Here is a 12,240-nt window from a genome sequence, read left to right as displayed (position 1 = left end):
TTGGGTCCCCGCCTCCGCGGGGATGACGGAGGGCTTCATCCCTTCACGAAGGCCGGCGGCGGCGGGCTGCCCTCGGACAGGGTCAGCACCTCGTAGCCGCTCTGCGTGACCAGCACCGTGTGTTCCCATTGCGCCGACAGCGAATGGTCCTTGGTGACGATGGTCCAGCCGTCGTTGCCGAACTCCTTCACGTCGCGCCGGCCGGCGTTGATCATGGGCTCGATGGTGAAGGTCATGCCGGGCACCAGTTCCTCCAGCGTGCCGGGCTTGCCGTAGTGCAGGACCTGCGGCTCCTCGTGGAAGTTGCGGCCGATGCCGTGGCCGCAGAACTCGCGCACCACGGAAAAGCCGTTGCTCTCGGCGAACTTCTGGATCGACCAGCCGATGTCGCCCAGCCGCACGCCGGGCTTGACCTGCACGATGCCGTGCCACATCGCGTCGTAGGTGATCTGCACCAGGCGCTTGGCGGCAATCGACGCCTCGCCGACGATGAACATGCGGCTGGTGTCGCCGTACCAGCCATCCTTGATGACGGTGACGTCGACGTTGACGATGTCGCCCTTCTTCAGCGGCTTGTCGTTCGGGATGCCGTGGCACACCACGTTGTTCACCGAGGTGCACAGCGAAGCCGGGTAGGGGTAGCCCGCCGGCTGGTAACCCAGCGTGGCGGAGGTGCTGCCCTGCTTCTTCATGTGCTCGGCCGCGAGGCGGTCGATCTCGCGGGTGGTGATCCCCGGCTTCATGAAGGGCGTGAGGTGGTCCAGGACCTCCGCCGCCAGCCGGCCGGCGGTGCGCATCCCCTGGATGCCTGATTCGTCTTTACGGTGATGCCCATGGACCCGATTATTCCAGAGGGAGAAATCCCTCGCAGGTAGAATGCCGGGTTCTCGCAGGCCCCAGTCAGCGGCCTGTGGGTTCACTCCCCAGACAGGCTACAGACAGTGTCCCTGCACATCACCGAGTTCGAGGGCGGACAGGCCCTCAGCGACTTCCGGATCCAGCAACTCCTGCCGCGCCTGCAAGCGGTGCATCCCAAGATCGCGGGCATCGCCGCCCGCTACGTGCACCTGGTGGCCAGCGACCATGCCTTCACGCCGCAGGAGCGCGAGCGGCTGGCCGCGTTGCTGACCTATGGCGAGCCCTATCTTGGTGCCGGCGACGGGCCGCTGCTGGTGGTCACGCCGCGCCTGGGCACCGTTTCTCCCTGGGCTTCCAAGGCCACCGACATCGCCCACAACTGCGGCCTCGCCATCCGTCGCATCGAACGGGCCGTGGAATACCGGCTGCAGATGGCCTCGGGCTGGCTGAGCAAGTCCAGGCTCGAACCCGCCCAGCTGCAGGCCGTGGCCGCCCTGCTGCACGACCGCATGACCGAGAGCGTCGTGCCCAGCCTGGCCGAAGCCGAGCGCCTGTTCACGGAGCTGCAGGCGCAGCCCATGGAGCACGTGGACGTGCTGGGCGGCGGCCGCGGCGCGCTGGAAGAGGCCAACCGCCGCTTCGGCCTGGCGCTGGCCGACGACGAGATCGACTACCTGGTGCAGGCCTTCGGCGGCCTCGGGCGCAATCCGACCGACGTGGAGCTGATGATGTTCGCGCAGGCGAACAGCGAGCACTGCCGGCACAAGATCTTCAACGCCTCCTTCTCCATCGACGGCGTGCCGCAGGACAAGAGCATGTTCGGCATGATCCGCAACACGCACCAGGCGCATCCCGAGCACACGATCGTCGCCTACGCCGACAACGCGTCGGTGATGGAAGGCCACGCGGTGGAGCGCTTCCTGCCGGCGGAGGGCGGCCTGTACCGCAAGGGCAGCGCCACCCACCACGTGCTGATGAAGGTGGAGACGCACAACCATCCCACCGCGATCTCCCCCTTCCCGGGCGCCTCCACCGGCGCCGGCGGCGAGATCCGCGACGAGGGCGCGACCGGCCGGGGCGCGAAGCCCAAGGCGGGCCTGACCGGATTCACCGTGTCCAAGCTGTGGGACGGCAAGTTCGGCAAGCCGGAGCACATCGCCAGCCCGCTGCAGATCATGACCGAGGGCCCGCTGGGGGCGCCGCCTTCAACAACGAATTCGGCCGGCCCAACCTCCTGGGCTACTTCCGCGAGTACGAGCAGGAAGTGGCGGGCGTGGTCCGCGGCTACCACAAGCCGATCATGATCGCGGGCGGCCTGGGCTCGATCGACGCCGGCCTCACCCACAAGATCCAGTTCCCCGCCGGCACCTTGCTGGTGCAGCTGGGCGGGCCGGGCATGCGCATCGGCATGGGCGGCGGCGCCGCTTCGTCGATGGCCACCGGCACCAACACCGCCGAACTGGACTTCGACTCGGTGCAGCGCGGCAACCCCGAGATCGAGCGGCGCGCGCAGGAAGTGATCAACCAGTGCTGGGCGCTGGGTGAGAAGAACCCGGTGCTGGCGATCCACGACGTGGGCGCCGGCGGCCTGTCGAACGCCTTCCCCGAGCTGACCAACGACGCAGGGCGCGGCGCGCGCTTCGACCTGCGCAAGGTACCGGTGGAGGAATCCGGCCTGGCGGCCAAGGAAATCTGGTGCAACGAAAGCCAGGAACGCTACGTGATGGCGATCGCGCCCGAGTCCCTGGAGCTGTTCCGGGGTTTCTGTGAGCGCGAGCGCTGCCCGTTCTCGGTGGTCGGCGTCGCGACCGAACAGCGCCAGCTGGTGGTGGCCGACGAGGGAACAGACACCCCCGTCGACATGCCCATGGACGTCCTCCTCGGCAAGCCGCCCAAGATGCACCGCGACGTGAAGCGGGTCGCGCGCGCGCTCCAGCCGCTGGACGTGACGGGCGTGGACCTGCAGGAGGCGGCGATCAAGGTGCTGGCGCATCCCACGGTCGCCTCCAAGCGCTTCCTCGTCACCATCGGCGACCGCACCGTCGGCGGCCTCACGCACCGCGACCAGATGGTCGGGCCCTGGCAGGTGCCGGTGGCCGACTGCGCCGTCACGCTGGCGGACTTCAAGGGCTTCGCCGGCGAGGCGATGAGCATGGGCGAGCGCACGCCGCTGGCCGCGGTCGATGGTCCCGCCTCCGGCCGCATGGCCGTGGCCGAGGCCATCACCAACCTGCTGGCCGCCCCCATCGAGCTGCCGCGCGTGAAGCTGTCGGCCAACTGGATGGCCGCCTGCGGCGAGCCGGGCGAGGACGCCGCGCTGTACGACACGGTGCGCGCGGTCGGCATGGAACTGTGCCCGCAATTGGGCGTGTCCATTCCCGTGGGCAAGGACAGCCTGTCGATGCGCACCCAGTGGAGCGAAGGCGGCCAGGCCAAGAAGGTCACCTCGCCGGTCAGCCTGATCGTGAGCGCCTTCGCCAGCGTGGCGGACGTGCGCGGCACGCTCACGCCGCAGCTCGAGGCGACCCAGGACACCACGCTGGTCCTCGTCGACCTCGGCCGGGGGCGCAAGCGCATGGGCGGCAGCATCCTCGCGCAGGTGCTGGGACAGCCCGGCGGCGAAGTGCCGGACCTCGACGACCCCCAGGACCTGGTGAACCTGGTCGCCGCGGTGAATGCGCTGCGCGCGCAGGGCCGCATCCTCGCGTACCACGACCGCAGCGACGGCGGCCTGTTCGCCGCCGCCTGCGAGATGGCCTTCGCCGGCCATGTCGGCGTGGCGCTCAACATCGACATGCTGGTCACCGAAGGCGACGGCATCAGCGACAGCCGCGCCGAATACGGCGACGCCAAGAACTGGGCGACGCAGGTCAGCGCGCGGCGCGAGGAACTGACGCTCAAGGCGCTGTTCAACGAGGAACTGGGCGTCGTGCTGCAGGTGCGCACCGCCGAGCGCAACGAGGTGATGCAGGTGCTGCGCAAGCACGGCCTGTCGAAGCACGCGCATTTCGTGGGCAAGACACGACCGGCCGATTCCACCATCGAGGTCGGCAAGGGCGAAGTGCAGGTCTGGCGCGATACCCGCGCGGTGTTCGGCGCGAAGCTGGCCGACCTGCACCAGGTCTGGGACAGCGTGAGCTGGAAGATCTGCCAGCAGCGCGACAACCCGGCCTGCGCGGACAGCGAGCATGCGGCGGCAGGGGATCCGGCGGATCCTGGCCTTCACGTCTTTCTCCCTCCCCCTCCGGGGAGGGCTGGGGTGGGGGCGCTCCCGCCATCACAACGACCCGCCCCAAGGTCGCCATCCTCCGCGAGCAAGGCGTCAACTCCCACGTGGAGATGGCCTATGCCTTCACCGAGGCGGGCTTCGACGCGGTGGACGTGCACATGACCGACCTGCAGACCGGCCGCCATGCGCTGTCCGGTTTCATCGGCGTGGTCGCCTGCGGCGGCTTCAGCTACGGCGACACGCTGGGCGCCGGCATCGGCTGGGCCCGCAGCATCACCTTCAACCCGGTGCTGTCGCGCCAGTTCCAGGACTTCTTCGCCCGCCAGGACACCTTCGGCCTGGGCGTGTGCAACGGCTGCCAGATGTTCGCGGAGCTGGCGGACATCATCCCCGGCGCGCAGGCCTGGCCGCGCTTCACCACCAACCGCAGCGAGCGCTTCGAGGCGCGGCTGTCCATGGTGGAGGTGCTCGAGTCCCCCAGCCTGTTCCTGCGGGGCATGGCCGGCGCGCGCCTGCCGATCGCGGTGGCGCACGGCGAGGGCTTCCCCAACTTCGCGCAGCGCGGCGACCCGGGCCAGGCGATCGGCGCGCTGCGCTTCGTCGACAACCACGGCCAGCCGACCGAGCGCTATCCCTTCAACCCGAACGGCGGGGCCGGCGGCCTGACCGGCGTGACCACGGCGGACGGCCGCTTCACCGCGCTGATGCCGCACCCGGAGCGCGTGTTCCGCAACGTCCAGATGTCGTGGACTTCGGGCGATCGCGGCGCATCCAGCCCCTGGATGCAGATCTGGCACAACGCCCGCAAGTGGGTCGGCTGAGGGCGCGGCCGGCTCAGGCCGGCTGCAGCCGCGCCGGCGCGTGCCGTCGCCGCCAGGCCTTCTCCAATTCCACCGCCACCCACACCAGCGAGGCGGCGGCCAGGCAGATCGCCAGTTCGCCCAGCGACAGCGGCTCGGTGCGGAACACCGGATTGAGCACGGGCAGGTAGATCGTCGCCAGCTGCAACAGGAAGGTGAGCAGCACCGCCAGCAGCAGCGGCAGGTTGCTGCGCAGGCCCAGGCGCCACAGGGGCGTCGCTTCCGAGCGGATCGCCAGCACGTGCGCCATCTGCCCGAGGGTGAGCACGGTGAAGACCATGGTCTGCCAGTGCATGTTGCCGCTGCGCAGCGCCCAGGCCTGCACGCCCAGGCACAGGCCCGTCAGCAGCAGCCCCACCAGCAGCACGTGCTGCCACAGGCCGCGCGCGAACAGGCTCTCCGTAGGCGGGCGGGGCGGGCGCTGCATCACGCCTTCCTCCGCCGGTTCCGCGGCCAGCGCCAGGCCGGGCAGGCCGTCGGTGACCAGGTTGACCCAGAGGATGTGGATCGGCAGCAGCGGCAGCGGCAAGCCCACCAGGGGCGCCAGGAAGATCACGCCGATCTCGGCGGAATTGCCCGTCATCGCATAGCGCACGAACTTGCGGATGTTGTCGTAGATGCGCCGGCCCTCGCGCACGGCGGCGGCGATGGTGGCGAAATTGTCGTCCAGCAGGACCAGGCTGGAAGCCTCGCGTGCCACGTCGGTGCCGCCACGGCCCATGGCCACGCCGATGTCGGCGCGCTGCAGGGCAGGCGCGTCGTTGACGCCGTCGCCCGTCATCGCGACCAGTTCGCCCTGGGACTGCAGGGCCTGCACGATGCGGATCTTCTGCGCCGGGTCGACGCGTGCGTACACGCGCACCTGGCGGGCGCGCGCGGCGAGCGTCGCGTCGTCCAGTTTCGCCAGCTGCGCGCCGGTGAGCACCGTGGCATGGGCATCGGACACGATCCCCAGGCGCAGCGCGATCGCCCGCGCAGTCGCCGGGTGGTCGCCCGTGATCATGGCCACCGCGATGCCCGCCTGCAGGCATTCGCGCACGGAGGCGGCGGCTTCCGCGCGGGGCGGATCGATCAGGCCGACGAGCCCGAGCAGCTGCAAGCGGCCTTCCACCTCCGACGCAGGCGTGTCGTCGTCCGGGACGCGGGCGAAGTCGCGCCGCGCCAGGGCGAGCACGCGCAGCCCCTGGGCGGCGAGCGCCTCGGCCTGCCGTGTCCATTCCCCCGCATCGAGCGGCCGCGGACCTTCGGCGTGCCACGCCGCCTCGCACAGCGGGACCACCGCCTCGGGGGCGCCCTTGGTGTACGCCACCACGCCGTCCGCGGCCTGGTGGTAGGTGGTCATGCGCTTGAGGACGGAGTCGAAGGGCTGTTCGCCCACGCGGGGCAGTTCCGCATCGAGCGCCTCGTGCTGCAGGCCGGCCGCCGCTGCCAGCTCGGCCAGCGAGGTTTCGGTCGGATCGCCCTGCCAGCCGCCCCCGGGGGCGGGCTGCGCGTCGTTGCACAGCGCCGCGGCACGCAGCAGCTCGGAAGCCGCCGGTGCGGCCTCGCCGGCGTGCCAGGTGAGGCCCTGCGCGTGCACGGCGACCTCCGCGCGCATGCGGTTCTGCGTCAGCGTGCCGGTCTTGTCCGAGCAGACCCAGGTCACCGATCCCAGCGTCTCCACCGAAGCGAGCCGGCGCACCAGCGCGTTGAACTCCACCATCCGCCGCGCGCCCAGCGCCAGCAGCACCGTGATGACGGCCGGCAGCGCTTCCGGGATGCCCGCGACCGCCAGGCTGACGGCGGTGAGCAGCATCAGCAGCGGCGGCTCGCCGCGCATCAGTCCCACCACGAACACAATCGCGCAGACCACCAGCACCGCGACGGCCAGCCGCTTGCCGAACACGCCCAGGCGGCGCTGCAGGGGCGTCGGCTCCCAGCCGCCTTCGGCCAGCAGGCCCGCCATCTTGCCCAGTTCGGTGGACGGACCGATCGCCACGACCAGCCCGCGCCCGCGCCCTGCGTGGCCGTGGTGCCCTTGAAGGCCATGTTCAGGCGGTCGCCGAGCGCGTGCAGCTCGCCGCACGGGACCGCGGTCTGCTTGGCGACGGTCACCGATTCGCCGGTCAGCGCCGATTCGTCCACCCGCAGTTGCGCGGCCTCGATCAGGCGCAGGTCGGCGGGCACCTGGTTGCCGGCTTCCAGCAGCACGACGTCGCCGGGCACCAGCTCGTGCGCCGCGACCTTGTGCGTGCTGCCGGCGCGCACCACCACGGCCTGCGCCGCCGCCAGCTTGCGCAGCGCGGCCAGCGCGCGGTCCGCCCGCCAGGCCTGCACCACGCCGATGGTGGCGTTGAGCACGATGATGATGACGATCACGATCGTGTCGACCCAGTCGCCCAGCACGCCCGAGAGCAGCGCGGCGCCGATCAGCACGACGATCATCAGGTCCTTGAACTGCTCCGCCACCAGCCCGCCCAGGCTGCGCGGCGGGGCTGCGGGCAGCTCGTTGGGTCCGTGGCGACCGGCGCGCGCCTGCACCTCCTCGAGGTCGAGGCCGAGGTGGGTGTCCACGCCGTGCGCGCGCGCGACCTCGTCGGCCTCGCGCAGGTGCCAGTCGTGGTTCGGTGGGCTAGCCGGGCTCTCCATGGGCCCGAAGTATCCCCGTGCCGCCGGGCCCGGGCTTGAGAAGCGTCAAGCCTGCGCGGACTGCTTGCCGGGGCGGGTGCGGTAGAACTTCAGCGGCACGGCCTGTGCCTGGCGCGCCTGCTCGTTCAGCACGGACTTCTTCATCCGGCCGACCACGTGCATCTCGCAGGGCTTGCAGTCGAAGCGCAAGGTGAGTTTCTCGCTGCCGTTGATCAACTGCAGGGGCTCGGCCTTGACCGTGCCCTTGACGCCCACCACGCCCTTGGCCTGCTTGGGGCACAGGCTCATGGACCAGCGCACGCAGTGCTTGGTGATCATCAGGCTGACCTCGCCCAGCTCCTCGTGGCTCTCGTAGGCCGCGCCGACCACCTTCACGCCGTGCTTCGCATAGAAGTCATGCGCCTTCTGGTTGAACACGTTGGCCAGGTAGCTGAGGGTGTCCTCGGGGTAGGGCACCGGCGGCTCTACCGGCCGGCCCCGCTGCGGGCGCCGGTAGCCGTCGGCGCGCGCCGCTTCGAGGGCGGCCACGGCGTCGCGGCGCAGGCTGTTGACCAGCGAGGGCGGCACGAACCAGGGCTGCGAGAGCTGCACCTGCAGGTCCAGCGGCGCGAACAGCGTGGTGCCGAAGCGGCCGAGGTGCTCGCGCAACGCGGCCAGCGCCTGGGCGGCGTCGCCCCGGGCCGGCTGCTTGTCGAAGGCCGCGGAGGCTTCGCCGACGAAGCCGTCCTCGTCGGTGAGCTGCAGCACGAAGCCGTCGGCCGTCTCGCCGAGGCTGGCCCAGACGCCGATGCGGCGATCGCTGGACTTCTTCTCCAGCGTGCGCACCCAGTCCATGTCGCGGTTGCGGTTGATGCGCGTGCCCTTGCGCAGGTCGCGCAGGGCGGCGATGGGGTCCTTGGGCGAGACGCGCCAGCGCCCCACCCCGACCCTCCCCGGAGGGGGGAGGGAGAAAGAGGCTCGGCCCGGTTCACGGCCACGCCCACCAGTTCCTTCTGCAGGTCGAAGTAGCACAGGCCGTCGCCGTTGTGCAGCAGGGCGTGCGCGTCGTCCAGTTCCAGCTCGATCCAGTCGGCGCCGACCTTGGTCACCCAGCCGATCTCGCGGCCGGGGTTCTTCGGCGAATCGAAGGCGCCGATGTCGTCCTTGCGGCCGTTGACGAAGTAGTCGGTGAACTCACGGTTGAAGTTCTGGTCGGGGTCCGGCGTGAAGCTGAAGGTGGTGCGGCCGCTGGACGCCCGTGCCAACGGGAAGTCCGAGCCTTCGCGCGCCTCGATCAGTTCGTCGAACAGCTTGCGGTAGTGGGCGGTGATGTTCTTCACGTAGCCCATGTCCTTGTAGCGGCCCTCGATCTTGAAGCTGCGCACGCCCGCGTCCACCAGGGCGGCCAGGTTGGCGCTCTGGTTGTTGTCCTTCATGGACAGCACGTGCTTGTCGTGCGCCACGAAGCGGCCCTGGGCGTCCACCACGTGGTAGGGCAGGCGGCAGGCCTGCGAGCAGTCGCCGCGGTTGGCGCTGCGCCCGGTGTGGGCATGGCTGATGTAGCACTGGCCGCTGTAGGCCACGCACAGCGCGCCGTGGATGAAGAACTCCACCTTGCAGCGTTCGGGGTCCAGCGCGGCGTGGATCTCGCGGATCTGCTCCAGCGTCAGCTCGCGCGCCAGCACCATCTGCGAGAAGCCCACGTCCTGCAGGAACCTGGCCTTCTCCACCGTGCGGATGTCGGTCTGCGTGCTGGCATGCAGCTGGATCGGGGGCAGGTCCAGCTCCAGCAGGCCCATGTCCTGGATGATCAGCACGTCGGCGCCGGCGTGGTACACGTCCCAGGCCATCCTGCGTGCCGCTTCCAGTTCGTCGTCGCGCAGGATGGTGTTGTGGGTCACGAAGATCCGGCTGCCGAAGCGGTGCGCGTGCCTGGCGAGCCGCTCGATGTCCTGCACGGAATTGCTCGCCGACACGCGCGCGCCGAAATCGGGGCCGCCGATGTAGACGGCGTCCGCGCCATGGTTGATCGCCTCGATGCCGATCTCGGCATCACGGGCGGGAGCGAGCAGCTCCAGCTGGTGGTTCAGGAGGGACATGGAAGCCCGGGATTTTACGAGGGCACGCCCCTTGCTGCACCTATGATCCTGAAAGCCCACTCCACCGCGCCCATGAAGAAACGCACTTTTTCCCGCCTGCTGTTCGCGCTGAGCCTGGCTGCCGCCGCCGGCAGCGCGGCCTCCCAGGCCTATCCCGCCCGCCCCGTGAAACTGGTCGTCCCCTTCCCGGCGGGCGGCGCTACCGACGTGCTGGCGCGCGCGATGAGCCTGTACGCGCAGGAGAAGCTGGGCCAGGCCATCGTCATCGACAACAAGCCGGGGGCGGGCGGCACCATCGGCTCCGAATTCGTGGCGAAGGCCGACCCGGACGGCTACACGCTGCTGATCGCCACCGGCAGCACGCACTCCATCGGCCCGATCGTCAACCCGAAGACGCCGTACAACGTGGAGCGCGACTTCGTGCCCATCATCGACGTGGCGAGCACCACGACGGTGATGATGGTGTCCAAGACCGTGCCGGCCGAGAACCTGCAGGAGTTCATCCGGGTCGCGAAGGCCAAGCCGGGGCAGCTCAACTTCGGCTCCAGCGGCAACGGGACCAACAGCCACCTGACCGGCGAGCTGTTCAAGGCGCAGGCCGGGGTCTTCATGACGCACATCCCCTACCGCGGCACCGGGCTGGTGTTCAACGACATGGTGTCGGGGCAGGTGCACATGCTGATGGACAACGTGGTCACCGCCATGCCGCACATCAAGGAAGGGCGCCTGCGCATCCTGGGCGTGACCAGCCTCAAGCGCCTGCCTTTCCTGCCCGAGGTGCCGACGCTGCACGAGCAGGGCTTGAAGGGCTTCGACGTGAGCAACTGGTTCGGCCTGTACGCCCCGCGCGGCACGCCGCAGGACGTGGTGAACAAGGTCAACGCCGCCTACAACGCGGCACTGAAGGACCCTGAGCTGCAGAAGCGGATGGCGCAGCTGGGCGCGGTGCCCACCGGCGGCACGCCGCAGCAGATGGCGTCCACCGTCGCCGCCGAAACGGCGAAGTGGCGCAAGCTGATCAGCGAGAAGAAGCTGGTCGTGCAGTAGGCCTAGAAGCCCACCGGATAGCCGTCCTTGCGGTGGTCCGACGCCGCGATGTAGCCGTGCTCCGTCTTCAGCGCGAGCTGCGCCGAGCCGAACTCGGTGTCGAAGCGCTTGGCCATGCGCACCTCGTGGCCGCGGGCCCGCAATCCCTCGACCGCTTCCGGCGGGAAATTCCACTCCACCGCCACCGTGCTGTTGTCGTCCAGGATGCGCCAGCGGGGCGAGTCGCTGGCCGCCTGCGGGTTCTGGCCGTGGTCGGCCACGCGCACCACGACCTGCAGGTGGCCCTGCGCCTGCATGGAACCACCCATCAGGCCGAAGCTCATGAGGGGCATGCCGCCACGCGTGAGGAAGCCGGGGATGATGGTGTGGAAGGGGCGCTTGCGCGGCGCCACCTGGTTCGGGTGGCCGGGCTTGAGCGTGAAGCCCCAGCCGCGGTTGTGCAGCGCGATGCCGGTGTCGGGCACCACCACGCCGGAGCCGAAGCCCTTGAAGTTGGACTGGATGAAGGAAACCATCATTCCCTTCTGGTCCGCCGCGGTCAGGTAGACCGTGCCGCCGCTGTGCGGAGCGCCGGCGCGGGCGGGAGCGGCGCGATCCGGATGGATCAGGCGTGCGCGCGAGGCCAGGTACTGCGGCGACAGCAGCTGTTCCGCCGTCACGATGCGCATCGCATCAGGGTCGGCCACGTAGGCCTGGAGGTCGGCGAAGGCGAGCTTCATCGCCTCGATCTGCAGGTGGTGCGACAGGGCGGTGTCGAATCCCGCCCCCTTGAGGTCCAGGGTCGCGAGCATGCCCAGCGCCATCAGCGCCGCGATGCCCTGGCCGCTGGGGCCGATCTCGTGCAGCACCAGCCCGCGGTAGGCGATCGAGAGCGGCTCGACCCAGTCGCACTCGTGCGCCGCCAGGTCCTCCTCGTCGATCAGGCCACCAGTGGCGCGCGCGTGGTCGGCGATCGCCTTGGCCAGGCGGCCGCGGTAGAAATCCTCGCCCTTGCTGGCGGCGATGCGCTCCAGCGTCGCGGCCTGGCCGGGGCAGATGAACACTTCCCCGGCTGCGGTGCCGCGCCGGTGCGGGCAAAGGCCTCGCGAAAGCCCGGTTGCGGCAGCAGCTCGGGCACCTGAGCCTGCCACTGGCGCTGCACGGTCGGCGAGACCAGGTAGCCTTCGCGCGCATGCCGCAGCGCCGGTTCGAACAGTTCGGCGAAGGGGAGGGTGCCGAAGCGGTCGGACAGCGCGCGCCAGGCGGAGACCGTCCCGGGCACCGTCACCGAATCCCAGCCGCGCAGCGGCATGGCGTCGTACTTGGCGAAATGTTCCGGCGTCCAGCGGCGCGGCGCCCGGCCCGAGGCATTGAGGCCATGCAGGCGCTGGCCGTCCCACAGGATCGCGAAGGCATCGCCGCCGATGCCGTTCATGCAGGGCTCCACCACGGTCAGCGTGATGGCCGCCGCCAGGGCGGCATCGACCGCATTGCCGCCGCGTGCCAGCATCAGCGCGCCGGCGGTGGCTGCCAGCGGCTGCGAGGTGCTGACCACGTTGCG

4 protein-coding genes and 3 pseudogenes are annotated in these 12,240 nt (G+C 70.2%); 2 read left to right on the top strand and 5 right to left on the bottom strand.

Annotation, left to right across the window (positions count from 1 at the left end):
* Positions 1 to 35: 35 nt before the first annotated feature.
* Complete coding sequence (map, locus tag HK415_RS07715; protein ID WP_171557874.1) at positions 36 to 797, bottom strand: type I methionyl aminopeptidase; 762 nt, start codon at positions 795 to 797, stop codon at positions 36 to 38.
* A 144-nt stretch (positions 798 to 941) separates the two neighbouring features.
* Between map and purL the strand changes: the two are divergent.
* Positions 942 to 4,908 (top strand): annotated as a pseudogene (gene purL, locus HK415_RS07710) (phosphoribosylformylglycinamidine synthase).
* A 13-nt stretch (positions 4,909 to 4,921) separates the two neighbouring features.
* Here purL and HK415_RS07705 read toward each other — a convergent pair.
* The 3 genes and pseudogenes from HK415_RS07705 to HK415_RS07700 form a co-directional block, all read right to left on the bottom strand.
* Entirely contained in the window at positions 4,922 to 6,832 is a 1,911-nt protein-coding gene (locus HK415_RS07705) for a cation-translocating P-type ATPase (protein WP_507236460.1), read from the bottom strand.
* A complete protein-coding gene (locus HK415_RS27530) occupies positions 6,766 to 7,575 on the bottom strand; it encodes an HAD-IC family P-type ATPase (RefSeq protein ID WP_507236448.1) in 810 nt (269 codons plus the stop codon). The genes HK415_RS07705 and HK415_RS27530 overlap by 67 nt, the downstream gene beginning before the upstream one ends.
* A gap of 45 nt (positions 7,576 to 7,620) precedes the next feature.
* Positions 7,621 to 9,653, bottom strand: a pseudogene (locus HK415_RS07700) (peptidase U32 family protein).
* 72 nt (positions 9,654 to 9,725) lie between these two features.
* Between HK415_RS07700 and HK415_RS07695 the strand changes: the two are divergent.
* Positions 9,726 to 10,700 (top strand): Bug family tripartite tricarboxylate transporter substrate binding protein, encoded by a 975-nt coding sequence (locus HK415_RS07695; protein ID WP_171563235.1) that lies wholly within the window; start codon positions 9,726 to 9,728, stop codon positions 10,698 to 10,700.
* Positions 10,701 to 10,702: 2 nt separating this feature from the next.
* Here HK415_RS07695 and HK415_RS07690 read toward each other — a convergent pair.
* Positions 10,703 to 12,189 (bottom strand): annotated as a pseudogene (locus tag HK415_RS07690) (gamma-glutamyltransferase family protein).
* Between the last annotated feature and the right edge of the window lie 51 nt (positions 12,190 to 12,240).

It is taken from the genome of Ramlibacter montanisoli (assembly GCF_013087525.1).
Taxonomy (GTDB): domain Bacteria; phylum Pseudomonadota; class Gammaproteobacteria; order Burkholderiales; family Burkholderiaceae_C; genus Ramlibacter; species Ramlibacter montanisoli.
This window is presented reverse-complemented; position numbering and strand designations above follow the sequence as displayed.

Excerpts from the sequence above, each read along its gene's own strand:
- map (WP_171557874.1), bottom strand. The coding sequence starts at position 797 with ATGCGCACCGCCGGCCGGCTGGCGGCGGAGGTCCTGGACCACCTCACG.
- HK415_RS07695 (WP_171563235.1), top strand. The coding sequence starts at position 9,726 with ATGAAGAAACGCACTTTTTCCCGCCTGCTGTTCGCGCTGAGCCTGGCT.
- HK415_RS27530 (WP_507236448.1), bottom strand. The coding sequence starts at position 7,575 with ATGGAGAGCCCGGCTAGCCCACCGAACCACGACTGGCACCTGCGCGAG.